Genomic DNA, 16,607 nt, shown 5'->3' with positions numbered 1-16,607 from the left:
TGTTCCAAAAATCTTTTATCTGTAATAAGTTAATAATGAAGAAATGGATGTGTTGTTTGAATTGACAAGCAAACTTTTTATACCTGCCGTTGTAGCACCTTCAATATCGGCCTTAGGGTTATCGCCAATGTGAATGATGCCTGCTAAAGTTATATCTTTTTCTTTATTGATCTGTTTAATATTTTGCAGCATCAAATTAAAAAATTCCAGGTTGGGTTTCGACATTCCCACCTCGTCTGAGTACAGCTGAAAATCAAAGTATTTATCCATCTTTAACCCAGCCAGTATCTTTTTTAATGTTGCTCCTTTTATAAAACCGGTGTTGCTTAGCAAGCTGAACGTTGCACCGCTTTTTTGTTTTAGATTATCCAATACCTCAATTGTTACAGGCTCATAAACCGTGGGCAGGTGCTTAAACACCAACGCCTCCATATCGCCATAAAGCTTTGGGGTATCAATATCATTCAAATTCAACCGGTTATCATTGATCAGGCTGATCACCATCAGAAACATCTCCTCCGCATCAATATTTTTACCGGTGCATTCATTAACGGCATTACACATCAGGTCGACCGTGCGGAAAGCTTTAGCCACCTCATCGATGCTTTTGCCGGATGGGTTATAATCACGGTGGTATATTTTAGTACGCTCAACTTTATAATCAGGATTGGAACGGATCAATGTAAGCCAAAGATCAAAGGAATAGTGCTGGTAGAACATTAGGGGCGGGTTGTGAGGGTCGGGTTGCGTGTTAAGGAGGTCGAATTGCGTGTTACGAGTTGCGGGGAACATAAAGGCATACCATTTAAGCCCCGAACCTCGCAACTCGATCCACGCAACCTTTAATATTGTTTAAGTATTTCTAAAAAATTATCGGTGGTATGTGGTTCGCCAATGGCGCGGAATTTCCATGTACCATCTTTGCGGTAAACTTCGGCAAAGGTCATAGAGCACATACCGTTGTAGGTGGAATCACCTGACAGGCTAAACTTGGCTATCTCCTTGCCGTGATTATCCACCGCACGGATAAAAGCATTATCAACCATGCCAAAATGTTGGTTGTTTTTGCGTCCCTGGTAAATGGCTACTATAAAAAGGATCCGGTCGAACTTTGGGTCGAGGGAATCCAGTTTAACGATGATCTGCTCGTCGTCGCCATCACCCGCGCCGGTGCGGTTATCGCCGGTAAGCCAGATATGGCCCGATGGGTGACGCATGGAATTGAAATAAATCACGTCTCCTTCGTACAAACTAACCTTATTGCCATTTGGCTTTTCAAAGGTGCGCCCTCTATCGGCCACCTTGCCGTTTTTATCCAGCAGGAAAGCAATAGCATCCAGGTCGTACTCAGCTTCTTCGCCGCCACCAAAGAGCTTGCCCAAAAAGCCACCACTGCCGCTTTGTTTTACATCCCAGCCTAAGCCAATAGTAACCGACGACAGGTCAAAACTCTCGCCTTTATCATTTTTACGCAGGTCAATTGTTTGACCTTTTACTAAATTAATTGCCATAGTTGTATAATTTAATAGCCTCACCCTGCCCTCTCCAAAGGAGAGGGTTCTAAAAATTTAACTTTTAAAGCATCCCCTTTAGGGGACGGGAGGGGTTTTTACTTAATGATCTGTCCTTTAAAATATTTGCTTAAAAAAAAGGCCAGATCTTCTTTATAGCCCACGCCCGATGCCTCAAATTTCCAGGCGCCGCCACGGCGGTATAACCTGCCAAATTCAATAGCCGTTTCAATCGAAAAATCCTCGCCCAGTTCATATTTACATACTTCGCTGCCGGTAAGGTCGTCAATAATGCGGATGTAGGAATCGCGCACCTGGCCAAAATTTTGCCTGCGGGGCTGCGCCTCGTGTATGGTAACTACAAATAATATCTCCTGTATCTTGGGATCTACCCTGGTCAGATCCACGTTGATGGATTCGTCGTCGCCGCCATCGCTGTTACCGCCAGATGGATCATCGCCGGTATGGTGAACGGCAGAATCGGGCGAGTCGACATTATTATAAAAAACAAAAAATTCATCCTGCGGAACAAACCTGTTCTCATCTATCATAATTGCCGATACATCCAGGTCAAAGTCGTAACCTGTACCTTCATTTGGGTTCCAGCCCAAACCAACTGTCATTTTTGATAAACCGAGATCTATTTTTTGTCCCTTTTGTAAGTTGATAGCCATGTTAAAAGTATTTTATTAAAAACTTGCGCCCCCGTATAATATTGCGGGCACTCAGTTTGTTTTGTTCGTGAATTGATATTTTAAATATTAGTCTAAGATATACGCTTTTTTAATCCGTGCATCCTAAACATTATAACAAATATGTTAGGTTACATCTGAGGATTGTGACTAAGGGAAATACAGAATGTTACAGGGCAGGAGCCGATTTGGGTTATACGTAATACGTTTTAGGTTATACGTTTTTTTAACGTACAACGTATTACCCAAAACGTACAACCCTAATTCAAATGATTACTTTTGAACAATGAACAACATCCCCATTCATTTATTAAAGGACCGGACCGACTTTGGCTTGCACTTAAAGCATTTTAAAAAGGGTGATCCTATAGAGGTGGACCCGCGCGTACTGGAGGCGCACCGGGATGATCATTATATTTTTTTTCTGATAGAGGCTGGTTCCGGTTCTTTGATGATCGATTTCAACGAAGTTCAGTTATCTGGTGGTATGTTGTATTATATCCTACCCACCCAGGTACATCAACGCATCCGTAACGAACATACAGATGGCTGGTTTATTGGGGTTGATACCTCGTTGATTCCACCTCAATGCCGCAATGTATTTGAGGGACGGCTATTCCTTCAGCAACCTTATCTGCTTAATAACACTCAGCTCAGGCAATACCAAAACCTGCTGCTGTTACTTCATGAAAAATATACCGAGGATAATACCGATCCCTTTTACGCAACAACCATCCATGCCTTGCTCAAATCTTTTTTAACTATTGCTGCTGGCTGTTATAACGGATATGCCGGCACCAATTTAAAAGTATCCCGCCCGGCCCAACTCACCAGCCAGTTCAAAAGTCTGCTGGTAACCGGGTTACGATCCAATAAAAGTCCGGCGGATTATGCAGCCATGTTAAACGTGTCTGAAGCGTACCTGAGCGAAGCGTTAAAGAAGGTCACCGGGTTCCCGGTAAGTTACTGGATACAGCAGGAAGTAACCATGGAGGCTAAGCGTTTGTTATACTATAGCCAGCTCACGGTTAAGGAGATCGCTCATAGTTTAGGTTATACCGATCATTCCTATTTCTCCCGCCTGTTTCGTAAAGTAACGGGGACATCGGCAATCGCCTTTCGCGAACAATACCGAAAATAGTCCTATCATTACACCAAAGCCGCCATTTATTTATACTTAAAAAGCAGGTTTCTTTGTATCATCAAAAATATGTTACATGGAAACATCTATTTTACAACAAATAAAAAACAAGGCAGAAAAATACCTCGGACCACAACTGCTCCAAACCGGACGGGTGTTGGAAGTGCGTGTTTGGGAAACTGCTACTATGGTAGAGATTGACCTGCACTTGCCTTCTGCTGATATGCAGCATTGGAACGAAGTGCCTTATATCAAATTCCGGATTGGCAATTCATGCTACCGGGATTATACCCCATTCGGTTGGGACGCCGAAACGGCTACCTGCTCGCTGTTGGTTGATACCGCACATGAAGGTTGTGGAAGCCGCTGGGCAAAACATCTTAGTGCCGGCGATTCGGTTCAATACGTAAAGATAGGAGATACACACCAGGCACCTCACCCTACCAACCTGGTTGTGGGCCTGGGCGATGCCAGCAGCCTCGGTCACCTCCTGGCCTTACAACAGCTCACGCTACCCGGGATCCGTTTTGACGGCGCCGTATTGTTGGATAGCCCGCATACCGGGCAATTGGTGAGGGAGTATTTCCGGTCGCCGGTAAATACGCTCACAACCCGCCACGAACTGGCTAACTGGCTGCTAAAGCAGGGTTATTGCACCGCGCACACTTCATTTTATCTCACGGGGAACCGCGAGCTGGTTGTTGAGCTGCGCACCTTATTAAAAAACCTGGGGCATACCAACATCCAGGCAAAAAAATTTTGGTCCTGAACTGTCCAATTACGGTAATTCCATTCGAATACATTACAAAGCTTCTATTTATTTAAAATCATATACATCTCCTTTATGGAAACCGGTTTCAGAAAATGGATCATCGTTATCACTATCATCACTTCAACTATTATTGAACTGATTGATACCACCATTGTTAACGTATCCATCAACACTATGAGCGGTAACCTGGGCGCTTCGTTAGAAGATACCGCCTGGGTGATCACTTCCTATGCTATCGCCAACGTGATCATCATCCCCATGACCAGCTTTTTAGCCGAAAAGATCGGCAGGAAGCAATATTACATTGGCTCCATTTTACTCTTTACGCTGGCATCGGCCATGTGCGGGTTCTCCAATAACTTATGGGAACTGGTTGCCTTTCGTTTCCTGCAGGGCATCGGCGGCGGCGCATTGTTATCAACTTCACAATCCATCCTGTTCGAAACATTCCCTGCTAAAGAGCGGGCTACCGCCAGCGGCATATTCAGCCTGGGTATCATTATTGGGCCGTCTATCGGACCGGTAATGGGTGGTTATATTGTTGACAATTTATCATGGCAGTGGATTTTTTATGTTAATATCCCTATCGGAATTGCAGCGGCGCTATTATCTTACATCTATCTCAAACCAACCAAAAAATCAACGGACGGGCGAAGTATCGATTGGCTTGGCATCTGTCTGCTCACTGTAGGCGTAGGTTCGCTGCAGGTAGTTTTGGAGCGTGGCCAAACCGACGATTGGTTCTCGGCAACCTACATTTTGATACTTACCATCATTTCGACACTATCATTAGCCGTACTTATCTGGTGGGAACTGCGGATCCCTTTCCCGGTTATTAACCTGCGGGTGTTAAAAAGTACCACCTTATCTATTTCGGCCATCATGACCTTTGTCTTGGGGTTCGGACTATTCAGTAATGTGTTTGTTTTTCCTTTGTTTTCTCAGCGCATCATCGGCTACTCCGCTTTCCAAACCGGCACCATGCTGCTGCCCGGAACCTTAATGGCAGCCATGATCTCGCCTTTTTTGGGTAAGATGCTGCAAAGCGGGTTACGACCGCAGTACCTCATCATTCTGGGCTTTGGCTTGTCGGCAGCGTTTGGGTATATCATGTCGGGATCAAACCTGACAACCGGCAGCGCGTACTTTTTCATCCCTTTGATCTTCCGTGGACTAAGTGCAGCATTGTTGATTGTGCCATTAACAGCCCTGGCTGTATCCGAATTGAAACCGGCAGAGATCCCGCAGGGTGCCGCGCTCAACAACATGATGCGACAGATGGGTGGTTCATTTGGCATTGCTTTAATTAACACCTATATAGCGCACCGCGAGGTGGCAAACCGCACTGCCTTAATTACTCATGTAACGGCCTCGGATCCGCAAACCATTGACCGGCAACAATCCCTCATTCATAATTTTATGGCGCATGGCTCCAATTACCTCCGTGCTCTGCAGCAATCTATCGGCGCGCTGGAAAACATTGTGGTAAGGCAAACTTTTTTACTAAGCTATATGGACGCATTTTTGCTGCTGGCTATTTTAAATGCCTGCTGTATCCCATTGGTGATCATCACCATTAAAAAGAGGAAGGAAGCGAAAGCAGTGAAAGTAGTGGTACCGGACGCACATTGAACGGTGAAATAAAACATGGCAACGGGACTCAATGAGCCAAATCGCAGAGCAAACTCACCCGGTCTACGCTTCGCTGGACCACCCTCTCTACGGCTTTGCCGCAAAGAGGGTGAAGAAAATAAAATCCCCTCTATGCGCGAAGCGGAGAGAGGGGTGACAAGCGCAGCGATGTCGGGGAGAGTCGGCATCGCGTTTAATTCTTGTTCCAATGCCCGACTATTAGCTTTTCAAATTTTCAGTAAAAAAATCAATGGTTCTTTTCCAGGCGAGGTCTGCAGCAGCCTTGTCATAACGGGGTGTGGTGTTGTTATGAAAACCATGGTTGGCATTTTCATAAATAAAAGCCTGGTACTTTTTGCCATGCTCTTTTAAGGCGGCTTCATATGGCGGCCAGCCTTCGGTAATACGGGTATCCAGTGCAGCGTAGTGCAGTAACAATGGTGCTTTGATCTTAGGCACATCGGTAATAGCCGGCTGGCTGCCGTAAAATGGAACAGCCGCTGCCAGTTCCGGAATGCGCACAGCCATCATATTGGCAATGCCGCCGCCGTAGCAAAAGCCTACAACACCTACTTTGCCATTGCAATCTTTATGGTTTTTGAGATAATGGAACGCATCTATAAAGTCTTCTTCCATTTCGCTTTTATCGCGCTTGCTTTGCATGGCACGGCCATCATCATCATTGCCCGGGTAACCGCCCAGCGGTGTCAGGGCATCGGGCGCAAGGGTAATAAATCCGGCCAGGGCAGCTCTTCGGGCTACATCTTCAATATAGGGGTTCAGCCCGCGGTTTTCATGCACCACAACTATACCTCCCAATTTGCCTTTTGCATCCGCCGGCATTGATAACAGGGCCTTAATTGTGCCGCCACCCTTTGGAGATGTATAGTTGATATATTCTGATTTCAAGCGTGGATCATCGACCCTAATCTCCGCAGTAGTTTGATAGTTGGGCATCAGGAAACTCATCAGCGCAGGTACGGTTAAGCCACCCACGGCATAAATGGAGAGTTTTTCAACAAATGCACGGCGGTTAAGGCGGTTGTGCGCGTAATCGTCATACAGGTCAAATACTTCCTGTTTGATATCTTCTTTATTGATCTGGTCCATATGTTTTGGTTTTGAAGGCTATACATTCAAATTTAGTTATTCAAGGTAATTGTTTTTTATGGAAGTGGTAACAGTATCGTTACTTTGAAGAGATATATAAAAGAAAAAGAGTAATAGGTTGCAGGGAAGAACTAAAACCCAGACCGCTTTCACGGCTTTAGCCAAAGAAAGTAACACCCACTTACGGCTTTTGGGAACCTCCCTCTTTTTTTGTTTGTTGATACAAAGGTTGGGAGGCTCATGGCCGTGTATTTGCGCAGTTGAAAAATGTTTTAAAAAAATTTGAATTTTAAATTTATCTGCCTCAAAGATATGGTTGCTTGTGCTTCTTTATTAAGGGCCTGGTTCAGGCTGCGTCATGGATATATCACCGGATAAGTATATATTTGGATACTTAACTTTATCATGAAATTAGCCTACTATTTCTCATTCTGCATCATTATTTTACTCGCAACCTTATTGAGCAATTGCAAAAAAGATCATGCGACCATTCCTCCTGATAACCCTAAAATAGTTACGAACACAGTTACTGTTTACCCGGATGGAGGAGTTACATTAAACGGACAGATCAATGAAGTACCTGGGGGAATAACAGAGTATGGATTTTTACTATCAGGCGATAGCCTTTTTACCTATCCGCAAAGATTTAAAGTAGCTGCACCTGCTGTTAAAGGCGCATTTAAAATTGATATACCTACTGGGCTCCAAAAAAACACCAAGTATTTTGTTGCCACCTATGCAACAAGCAGTACTACCGGGTACAGCCGCTATAACGTGGTTTACTTTAATTCATCCGGCTCAAAAAAACCAATGGTCAGTTCAGTTTTACCCTTAAAAGCCGACCTGGGCGATACAATCATCATAAAAGGTAAATACTTTTCAGGTCAATATTTAAACATTGCTTTCGGTGATATTTCAACCAGTATCATATCCATAAACGATACTATTTTAAAATGTCTTGTACCAATAAATCTCAGCCAGGCCACGTCTTCCATTGCTTTAAAATATAATGGCACTGCAGATATTATTACTACCGGTTTCTCATTGAATACACCGGTGATCACAAATTTCACCTCACTTGCCACCTTCAGAGATTCTTTAATTATCACTGGCGATCATTTCGGGTATCAAAATTCTTTAAACCAGGTAAACATAGGTACCGCAATGGCCACAGTTGTGAGCAGTACCCGCAAACGTTTAAAGGTTATGGTGCCAGATAATGTTCCGCATAGCTTTAATAATATTACCATTAAAGCACAAGCTCAAACCATAACATCTGCTACCCAGTTCCAGATCAGGGAACCGGTTATAACAGCTGTTACCCCATCTGCAGTGAATGTAAATGATCAAGTAACTATCAAAGGACAATATTTTCATCCGCTTGTATCAAGCAATGTTGTTTATAGCGAAAGCAATTTAACCGAATTAAAAAACGGAAATACTACGCAGTTAACTTATGATATGCCTAATGGCCCATATCCAAGGCGAAAGGCTAAGGTGACGCTAAAAATGCTGGATTATACGGTTACCAGTACTGTTGATATAGCCGTTAAAGATAGATGGATAATTGTTGGGAAGATACCTTTTAATGACTATGCAGTTCCTGGTGCATTTACAATTAATAACTCATCATATGTTATCGCCTCTACCCTGGCTTTTTCAGACGGCCAGCTTTATCTCTGGAAATTTAATACGGCTGATTATTCGTGGCAACAAATCAGCATACCGTTCAAAGTAACAAACGCCATGGTTACCGCAACCGGCAGCAAAGCGTATATGTATATTTTATCTTCAACTCATAACTTTTATGAATTTGACCCATCTTCAAACACATGGACGCAAAAGGCCGATTATCCGGTTCCTGTAAGATACGGCGGTACCATGTTTGCTATAAACAATAAAATTTATACCGGTTTGGGCACATCTCAAACTGCGGGAGTAGATGGGGCCGACAACTCTTTTTACGAATATAACAGCAGTACAAATGCTTGGCGCAAGGTTGCTGACTATCCTGATAAACAATATTACGGTTGGCGAAACCTGGCATCCGCTTTTGTTATAAATAATATAGCTTATGTAGGATGCGGGGCTACAAATACCGGCATGTACAACTTTTTTTCCTATTCGGCGGCTAACAACGCCTGGACACAAATACATGATTTTCCGGAAGCCCGGTCGTACACAACCGGTTTTTCCTTTGGTAACAAGGGTTTTATCGCTACCGGCGAACCGCTTGCAGGTACGCCGGCACATGATTGCTTTAAATATGACCCCACAGCAGATACCTGGGCACATTTAAATGACTATGTAGGATGTAATGTTTGTAGCTGGGGTATAGAAAGAGGATACGCTTTTATTAATAACGGCTACGTTTATGTGGGTGGTGGTAACTCTGCCACAAATCTCGGCTTTTTGTATCAGGCAGTGGGTAGCGGACTATAAAAGGTTAATAGAGATGCTACCAGCCTTTTGCCTCCTGGAGCATAGCTTAACAATAAAAATATCATAGATATAGGCAGAAGAAACAAGTCAGGTACCTGACCGTACCTGCACAATAGTAAGTTTATAAAAGGGTTGCCTTTAAAAACAGGCTGGCCCGTGGCTGCTGCCAAACGGAAACTTGTTAACCCTGCCATGGGTATAGTGATCACATACTTTATGATCGCGGTACATTTTAGGGTTGTTAGGGTGATTGGTGAGCAATTCTGAGTGAGTAGCTTCAGTCTTATCAGGCTGAGGAACTATCGTAGCTTTTTTCTTCATGACGAATCCTCCTGAAATTAAGGTTTTAGAACTATTGGTTGTATAAATTTAAGCATAAAACTTACTCATTGCAAGGATTTTACGAAGAAAATATTATTTTATTTATGAAAGGAATAAAATATTTGCGGATTTACCGGGGATAGATAAATCATGATCTCTTTCAAGGCTAATAGCCTATGAGTAGATATTTCTAAAAAAGGCAGTCATGCGCTGTCCAAACATGGTGGGCCAAACCCCGAGTTCTGCCCTTCCACCGAGTTCAGGATGACAACCTCTTTTAGGCATTATTTGACAATTAATTATTTACTTTTTAAAGTTTCAAAAACTGCTCAAAACCGTGTTAAAATTTGTTAAAAAGTGTTAAACTGTGTTTTTTTCAACGGTTTTTGAGTCTGTTTTAGCTCGTTTCGTGCAGAAAAATGTTAAAATTTACAGTTTAAAAAGTTTTGAAGGTGCCTTTTAGCGTTTGAGATACCCGCACCGGGCATTTGACAATGTGACCGCAAATGATTAAAATAGTACCTCCTAATTATTTTAACATTAAAGATGAAATCTAAACCATCCTTATCGCAGGTACTTGGCTTTTTCCTGATCCTGGCTACCCTGCAAAGCTGTGAGCCCACACAACCCGGCAGCTGGAAAAATGAACAGATCAGCAATCCCGATAAATTTCACAAGCTTAACGATGAATTGCTTAAACAGCTGAAAGTGAACGACGAAAAGCAGCTGGAGAACATTATGTCGAATGATTTTATTAATACGCTGTATAAAAACAGGCACATAGAACTGGTGAGCAACCGCGTAAAAGTAAATGATTATATCCTGCTTGACGAATACTATGTAGTGAACCGTTATATAAGCGGCGATACCATCAGTTCGGGCGTCAAAGGACCAGCTGGCTATTCGCTAACTTACCAGGGCGCAACACACGAAATGTACTTTGCCTTTTTTGTGCCAAAGGATAAAACCATCCCCAACCAGGATATGATAGCGGCTGTTTATTGTAAGTATAACTATGGCTGGAAATTAAGCCAGCTGGATGTGAGCCGCTATAAAGTTAATGGCAAAACGGCTCCCGAGCTGTGTGATCAGGCCAGGGAATGCTATAGCAAAGGCTTTTTGATAGATGCCTTAAATATCTCCTCATCCGCGATAGACTGCTCTCGCCCCAGCGATTTGTGGAAATATAATAGCGAAGAGGATATGAGCAATTTCTACAACAAGGTTTTAAGAGAAGCTTATGGCCAGTATAAATTCCCGGTAGCTATTAAGCAGGTATCCACCCACCCGCGCATTATCCGGATAATGAACCAAACCACGCCCGAGGGTGTTTTCCCAATGATCTATTATGTATCCTCCATCAAACTAAAGGATACCACGGCTATTAAGCAGGAGAACGAAAATATCAAAAAAATGATCGGCCAAACCTTACCTGGCATTGATCAGGATAAAAAATATGTATTATACTCCGCATTCAACGAGTCGCCATCGGGCATAAAAACGGTTGATCATTTTGATATGATCGCGAAACTGAAATAGGAGGCGCCGAGCAAATCCTCAGAATAACAAAAACCAATTTTCACAGTTAAGCTATGGCTAATTTTTTAACGAAACTAAAACTCATTTATCTGCCATTTTTAATTATCGTCCTGCTTGTCATCAGTATTTATTCGTTTTTAAACTGGCTGTTGATCATAAAAGAGCAGCTACCACTTAACCAGGAGCTTATTAATTTTTGGTTACCTATCGGATTCAGCATTTTATCTGTGGCGATATGGTTACGTCCTCGCGTTAAACTGCTTTCCCTGAAAACCAAAAAGGATAATCTTCCATTTTTGTATTATTTTGTGGCGGCTGGCGCCATCTTCGTATCAACTATAACTACCCAGGAGTACTTACTCACAGCAACAGGTGAATTAACGTCATTACAAAATATTAGTCAGCTCAACACAGCACACGTAACCAAGTACTATCATCTAAAAAACCATTTTATAGATAAAAAACATATCGCCGTTCATTACCGTACAGAGGTGAGTGGAAGAAGCAGCGAGCATCTTACTTTTTTCATTGACGTTGCCTGCCCTATATTAAGTGATTCCATTAGTAAAAACAGCATACCTGTGGCCTGGCTCGGTACAGAATACAGCAAAACCATCAGCAATAACTTAAATGTCGAAGAGAAGAAAAGCTATTCTAAAGAGTTTGCTCAGGATGTTAATGAGGAATTTAAAAATCAAAACCTTAATTACTTCACCTACCTTGATCGTGTTGGCTATACCAGTAAACAACGGGGATTCATAGCGGGCATTAAGGCCTCAAATATGTACAATGGGGATACTCCGGTTATTATGGAGGCTAAAACAACATCTTTTGAAGACCGGAACGGAGATAAATTGCAATGGATATTTTACTCATTTGGAATAGGGGCTGGTATTTGGCTCATTATGATAGCTATTCCCAAGCTCAATCGCGCCGAACTAAAGAAATATACCCCTCGTAGCTGGCAGGCGGACATAACGGCATTTTTCAGACCATTTGCAGGCATGAAATGGGCCGATACCGGCATTATTACCATATTAATCGGGGTAAATGTCCTCATCTTTATCATCATGGTTTTCGCTGGTCTGGGTGTTATATCTTTTGATACAGCCGATCTGTATAAATGGGGGGCCAGCTACGGTCCTGCTGTAAAAAGTGGTGAATGGTGGCGGCTTATTACCTGCATGTTTTTACATGACGGACTAATGCACCTGTTAATGAATATGTTTGGCTTAATATTGGTGGCTGCTTTTTTAAAGTCGGTGCTGGGCAATTTTAAAATGGGCGTAGCTTATTTTATATGTGGCCTACTGGCAAGCCTCGCAAGCATATGGTGGCATCCGGCTATTGTAAGTATTGGCGCGTCAGGAGCTATATTTGGATTGTATGGAGTTGCTATCGCCTTGCTAACTACGAATAAAACTGGTGAAGGAAATAAAAAGGGTGTTCTGCTTAGCTTCCTCTTTTTTGTTGGGATTAATTTACTGTTCGGCCTGCTTGGCAATGCAGATAACGCGGCACATATTGGTGGATTAATATCAGGATTGATTATGGGTTATATCTTGTATTTTTTTATAGCAGCACCAAAACCGCCCAGAAAAAAACGGATAAAAATAAAACAGGAAATAATAGCTCCTGATACGGAGCAAACAGCAGAACAAGTCTAATACCTGCTATCCAAACTCTTTATAAACGCAATAATATCCCTACTCTCTTTAGCGCTGAGGTTCAGTTTATCAAAGGGCAGGGTTTGATTATCAATTTTTATACCCAGGCCGGTACCACCGCCTTTGTTATAAAAATCCATCACCTGATTAAGAGTTTTGAATACACCGTTATGCATATATGGTGCCGTACGTGATGCATTGCGTACCGTAGTTACCTTAAAAGCATGTTTAAATGACGGTGTTTGCATTATATTAAACCTACCCAGGTCGGCATCAATCACATGCGCAGTTGCTGACTGTGGCACGCCGATCACCTCGCTTTCCATTTTCATGAATCGTGGTGGGAGATTACCGTTAAACAAGGGCATATAATGGCAGGTACCACACTTGGCCTTACCCATAAACAAGTTAAAGCCATGCAGTTCGTCCGGGTTCATGGCAGTATTATCGCCGCGCATATAAGCGTCAAAACGACTGTTCAACATCGTAAGGCTGCGTACATAAGACCCAATGGCATTCATCACCTCAAGGGTATCTATCCCCATACGTTTCTGTACTGGGTAAGCTGCTGCAAAAAGTTGCCTGTAGGTTTTGTTTTGCCACAATCGTTTGGCAGCCATGACCATTGAACCATGCATTTCATCGGGGTTATGCACAACATTGCTCACCTGATCTTCCAGCGTGGTGGCACGCAAATCATAAAACTGCGCTGGCTGCAGGCTCGCGTTTAATAAGGTGGGTGTGTTTCTTTTCAACGGCTGTTTACTGCCGAGTATGGTGTTTTTGATCAATCCGTCGGTAAAAGCTTTTTCGGGTTGATGGCATGAGCGGCAGCTTCTTGTTCCGGTACCCGATAATACCGGATCAGAAAACAGCATTTTTCCCAACATTATCTTTTGCGCGGTTGATGCCGCATCGGCATTGGGGGCATAAGCGTTTACATTGAAAGCATTGACGTCAAAAAGGGTTTGGGCATCCTGACGCAACAGGCGATTGTACCTGATCACATGAATGTTTAGGTGGCGTTCAACGTTTGCAATACTACGACTGATAGGATTACCATATCGCGTTATAAATTCGGCCCGGTTAAAACTATCAAAATCTGTATGCGATTTCAGGTATATAATAGCTGTCGAAATTTGCGATGCCAGCTTTTTAGAAGCTTCATCATTACCTGCATAATAATTCAGCACGTTTTTAAGGCTTTCCAGGCTTACGGCGCTTTCGGCCATGCTTTTTTGGGTTAGCGGATCATCAAACCCGGCTATACCTAATGTTAATATCCGGAACACTTCCAATCGGGCAGCATCAAACACTTGCCCATCCAGAATATCAATATTACTAAAATAAGTTTTGTATTTATTACAGCCATACTGCAAGGTTTTAAGTTGCTTTATCAATTCCTTTTGTTTAGTGGCGTTATACCGGGGAAATAAGTAGCCTTCAATTACCTGCAATCCCGCAGGTTCAAACACCTGTCCACTGCTCATTTCCACTTCTGGTACGGGCGCTCCGTTTACCGATCTGGTGGTGGCAGCATCAAAATACTCGGCTGCCCACTCTATTTTTTTATACCGGAGCCTGGCCTGTAAAAATAATTGCTGTAATTGCTTTTCATTAGGCGAATCACTTTCAGCGACTGCCTGGAATTTATTTTTCAAAAAAGATGAAAGATCATCTACCTCGGTCAATAATACCTGTGCTATTGCTTTAGCCGGAGTTGGTTTCTCTTCGCCTTTTGAAAAAAGCGCATAACCTATTATTGCCATGAGTATCACTCCTATAAAAACAACTTTCTTCATGTATAATAACGGCTATGGCAAACTACCTTCAAAACCAGGTTTTGATAAAAAAGTACAGGGGCAGTTCCGTCGAACTGTCCCCTGATTAATATTATTCTATGGATCGCTGTACTCAACCGAATGCTAAAACTCAAACGCGTTAAGCATTGGGTTTGCGTTTTTGTCACGGTCGGTCAATGGCTGTAAGTTCCATCTTTTTTCGATGAACGATAATATACTTACCGTTTCATATTGTGTGTGATCTACATATCCTTTTTTAGCAAATGGCGAAATGATCAACGTAGGCACACGTGTACCTGGTCCCCACTTTTTATCAATTGCCGGCGGAGCCACATGATCCCAGAAACCACCATTTTCGTCATAGGTAATAATAATTACCGCGTCTTTTCCATTGGGACCGTTTAGCACATCGTTGATCAGTTCAACGGTATGGCTTTCGCCGTTCTGCACATCAGAATAACCAGGATGTTCATTATTAATACCCAGTGGTTTTACAAATGAAACACTTGGCAAGGTGCCGTTTTTGGCCGCGTCAATAAAGGCCGTTTCATCTTTCAGGTGATCTTTTTTGGCTTGTGTACCATCAGCATACTTGGCAAAATAAGCAAATGGCTGATGATGGAACTGGAAAGTAGCGTCGGGTTTACCTGCCAAAGCATTATCCCAGCCACCTGAATACCATGCCCATGAAATGTTTTTGTCACTTAGCCTATCGCCAATGGTTGGCATAGTTTGATTAGGAACCAGGGTTTCGGGCTTAGCGCTTGCCGGGTGTGGCGCGTTAACTGTATAGCTTGTGTTTACCACATACCCATCAGGTGTAACTGCACCATCGGTAATTACATTACCAGAGCCGTCCAATTTAGCAACCATGCTGGCCGGTGCATTTGGAAATACCGGGCTTGCCGCGGCAATAAGCCACTGGTGATTCAGAAATGAACCTCCGAAAGCGCTGTGAAAAAAGTTATCGCACAAAGTGTATTTTTGAGCCATACCTACCAAAGGCAATAAACTGGTTTTGTAAAAACCCATGGCCAAACCGGCAGTTGTATTGTACAAGGCAAATTTGTCCATTTTACCACCATCTATCTGCATTTGCTCCTGGTAATAGCGGTGTAACACATCCGGTGTTTCCTGATCAGAAGGAATATATTGATCGATATTAAAATAGGTATTTGGTAAGTTGGTAGGAAAAGCGCTGGTGCCGGATATAGGAGGCAAATAAGTGTAAGCGTTTCCATTGGCATCAACCTGGGTAACATTAGCAGTTGCTGCTGCCGATAATCCGTTAGCGCCCGAAAACTGGCCGTACAGGTTATCAAAGCTATGATTCTCTAAATAAATAACTACCACGTGGCCTACCTTGTCGATAGCCGGAGCAGGATTATTTTTGTTTTTGCAGCTGATAAAGGCCGCGCTTATTGCCACAATGCTAATGGCCGGAATTAATAATGCACCGATTTTTAAATAGCGCGAGTTGCTTTTCATAATGGAGATGGCGGGTTTTATGTTTGTTAAAACTTCCCCGCAAAAAAACACCGTTAGCATCAATTGAACATTAGTTTAAGATAATCATTGTGTTAATATAAAATACTCTTCAGCGATGTTTTGCCGAAATACTTTGTCAAATTCACCTCTTGTCGCCTCGGAGTCTCCAGAAAAGTGGGTTTACATGTAACCCACTTTTGAATAAAGTCTTTTTATGGGTGATTACTCCCAGCGGAGCTTTTAGCCAAACTTTTTTGCTGCTTCCCCGGCAAATATTTACAGTTATAATTATCTCATCAATTAAATTGAACACCCACCTGTTAATATCAGTAACACTCATTAATCAGCAGGTAATAAAAAACTTGACCGCTCATTAAAAAACTACAATCGATTGCGGAAAAATTCAAAATGGGCATCATATTAATCAATTATTTATCTTTTATTAATCGCCGGCTATTGTTTTGTATACAATTATAAACCAGTTGCACAC

13 protein-coding genes are annotated in these 16,607 nt (G+C 42.7%); 6 read left to right on the top strand and 7 right to left on the bottom strand.

All coding sequences use genetic code 11. The features are described from left to right. Positions 1 to 15: 15 nt before the first annotated feature. From ACNURT_RS04750 to ACNURT_RS04740, 3 genes are all read right to left on the bottom strand, one after another. Positions 16 to 720, bottom strand: coding sequence for an HAD family hydrolase (locus ACNURT_RS04750; protein WP_419700764.1), 705 nt, complete (start codon positions 718 to 720; stop codon positions 16 to 18). Between the two features lie 122 nt (positions 721 to 842). Further along, entirely contained in the window at positions 843 to 1,511 is a 669-nt protein-coding gene (locus ACNURT_RS04745) for a TerD family protein (RefSeq protein WP_419700763.1), read from the bottom strand. 98 nt (positions 1,512 to 1,609) lie between these two features. Then, positions 1,610 to 2,185, bottom strand: a complete 576-nt coding sequence (locus ACNURT_RS04740; RefSeq protein WP_419700762.1) for a TerD family protein — start codon at positions 2,183 to 2,185, stop codon at positions 1,610 to 1,612. A 304-nt stretch (positions 2,186 to 2,489) separates the two neighbouring features. Between ACNURT_RS04740 and ACNURT_RS04735 the strand changes: the two genes are divergently transcribed. The 3 genes from ACNURT_RS04735 (at position 2,490) to ACNURT_RS04725 (ending at position 5,748) form a co-directional block, all read left to right on the top strand. Next, positions 2,490 to 3,344, top strand: a complete 855-nt coding sequence (locus ACNURT_RS04735; RefSeq protein ID WP_419700761.1) for an AraC family transcriptional regulator — start codon at positions 2,490 to 2,492, stop codon at positions 3,342 to 3,344. 76 nt (positions 3,345 to 3,420) lie between these two features. Continuing rightward, on the top strand, positions 3,421 to 4,113 hold the full coding sequence (locus ACNURT_RS04730) for a hypothetical protein (protein WP_419700760.1): 693 nt from the start codon (positions 3,421 to 3,423) through the stop codon (positions 4,111 to 4,113). A 75-nt stretch (positions 4,114 to 4,188) separates the two neighbouring features. Continuing rightward, positions 4,189 to 5,748 carry a DHA2 family efflux MFS transporter permease subunit gene (locus ACNURT_RS04725; RefSeq protein ID WP_419700759.1) on the top strand — a complete coding sequence of 520 codons (1,560 nt, stop codon included), beginning with the start codon at positions 4,189 to 4,191 and terminating at the stop codon, positions 5,746 to 5,748. A gap of 219 nt (positions 5,749 to 5,967) precedes the next feature. Here the strand turns inward: ACNURT_RS04725 and ACNURT_RS04720 are convergent, their stop codons facing one another. Next, entirely contained in the window at positions 5,968 to 6,858 is an 891-nt protein-coding gene (locus ACNURT_RS04720) for a dienelactone hydrolase family protein (protein WP_419700758.1), read from the bottom strand. Positions 6,859 to 7,263: 405 nt separating this feature from the next. Between ACNURT_RS04720 and ACNURT_RS04715 the strand changes: the two genes are divergently transcribed. Continuing rightward, positions 7,264 to 9,300: an IPT/TIG domain-containing protein gene (locus ACNURT_RS04715; protein WP_419700757.1), complete on the top strand. Its 2,037-nt coding sequence runs from the start codon at positions 7,264 to 7,266 to the stop codon at positions 9,298 to 9,300. 138 nt (positions 9,301 to 9,438) lie between these two features. On the opposite strand, the gene ACNURT_RS04710 is transcribed toward ACNURT_RS04715, so the two are convergent. Then, on the bottom strand, positions 9,439 to 9,621 hold the full coding sequence (locus tag ACNURT_RS04710) for a hypothetical protein (protein WP_370994998.1): 183 nt from the start codon (positions 9,619 to 9,621) through the stop codon (positions 9,439 to 9,441). Between the two features lie 546 nt (positions 9,622 to 10,167). Between ACNURT_RS04710 and ACNURT_RS04705 the strand changes: the two genes are divergently transcribed. Next, positions 10,168 to 11,160: a hypothetical protein gene (locus ACNURT_RS04705; protein ID WP_419700756.1), complete on the top strand. Its 993-nt coding sequence runs from the start codon at positions 10,168 to 10,170 to the stop codon at positions 11,158 to 11,160. 53 nt (positions 11,161 to 11,213) lie between these two features. Then, entirely contained in the window at positions 11,214 to 12,827 is a 1,614-nt protein-coding gene (locus tag ACNURT_RS04700; protein WP_419700755.1) for a rhomboid family intramembrane serine protease, read from the top strand. On the opposite strand, the gene ACNURT_RS04695 is transcribed toward ACNURT_RS04700, so the two are convergent. Both ACNURT_RS04695 and ACNURT_RS04690 read right to left on the bottom strand, forming a co-directional pair. Continuing rightward, positions 12,824 to 14,629 carry a cytochrome-c peroxidase gene (locus ACNURT_RS04695; RefSeq protein WP_419700754.1) on the bottom strand — a complete coding sequence of 602 codons (1,806 nt, stop codon included), beginning with the start codon at positions 14,627 to 14,629 and terminating at the stop codon, positions 12,824 to 12,826. The genes ACNURT_RS04700 and ACNURT_RS04695 overlap by 4 nt on opposite strands. Before the next feature lie 123 nt (positions 14,630 to 14,752). Continuing rightward, positions 14,753 to 16,117 (bottom strand): alkaline phosphatase family protein, encoded by a 1,365-nt coding sequence (locus ACNURT_RS04690; RefSeq protein WP_419700753.1) that lies wholly within the window; start codon positions 16,115 to 16,117, stop codon positions 14,753 to 14,755. Between the last annotated feature and the right edge of the window lie 490 nt (positions 16,118 to 16,607).

This window comes from Mucilaginibacter sp. NFX135, assembly GCF_048565145.1.
GTDB lineage: Bacteria > Bacteroidota > Bacteroidia > Sphingobacteriales > Sphingobacteriaceae > Mucilaginibacter.
Note: the sequence above shows the minus strand (reverse complement) of the source record. Positions and strands in the feature narration are given on the sequence as shown.

What these genes read in the sequence shown, in the direction of transcription:
- ACNURT_RS04750 (WP_419700764.1), bottom strand. Translation starts at nt 720, where the DNA reads ATGTTCTACCAGCACTATTCCTTTGATCTTTGGCTTACATTGATCCGT.
- ACNURT_RS04745 (WP_419700763.1), bottom strand. Translation starts at nt 1,511, where the DNA reads ATGGCAATTAATTTAGTAAAAGGTCAAACAATTGACCTGCGTAAAAAT.
- ACNURT_RS04740 (WP_419700762.1), bottom strand. Translation starts at nt 2,185, where the DNA reads ATGGCTATCAACTTACAAAAGGGACAAAAAATAGATCTCGGTTTATCA.
- ACNURT_RS04735 (WP_419700761.1), top strand. Translation starts at nt 2,490, where the DNA reads ATGAACAACATCCCCATTCATTTATTAAAGGACCGGACCGACTTTGGC.
- ACNURT_RS04730 (WP_419700760.1), top strand. Translation starts at nt 3,421, where the DNA reads ATGGAAACATCTATTTTACAACAAATAAAAAACAAGGCAGAAAAATAC.
- ACNURT_RS04725 (WP_419700759.1), top strand. Translation starts at nt 4,189, where the DNA reads ATGGAAACCGGTTTCAGAAAATGGATCATCGTTATCACTATCATCACT.
- ACNURT_RS04720 (WP_419700758.1), bottom strand. Translation starts at nt 6,858, where the DNA reads ATGGACCAGATCAATAAAGAAGATATCAAACAGGAAGTATTTGACCTG.
- ACNURT_RS04715 (WP_419700757.1), top strand. Translation starts at nt 7,264, where the DNA reads ATGAAATTAGCCTACTATTTCTCATTCTGCATCATTATTTTACTCGCA.
- ACNURT_RS04710 (WP_370994998.1), bottom strand. Translation starts at nt 9,621, where the DNA reads ATGAAGAAAAAAGCTACGATAGTTCCTCAGCCTGATAAGACTGAAGCT.
- ACNURT_RS04705 (WP_419700756.1), top strand. Translation starts at nt 10,168, where the DNA reads ATGAAATCTAAACCATCCTTATCGCAGGTACTTGGCTTTTTCCTGATC.
- ACNURT_RS04700 (WP_419700755.1), top strand. Translation starts at nt 11,214, where the DNA reads ATGGCTAATTTTTTAACGAAACTAAAACTCATTTATCTGCCATTTTTA.
- ACNURT_RS04695 (WP_419700754.1), bottom strand. Translation starts at nt 14,629, where the DNA reads ATGAAGAAAGTTGTTTTTATAGGAGTGATACTCATGGCAATAATAGGT.
- ACNURT_RS04690 (WP_419700753.1), bottom strand. Translation starts at nt 16,117, where the DNA reads ATGAAAAGCAACTCGCGCTATTTAAAAATCGGTGCATTATTAATTCCG.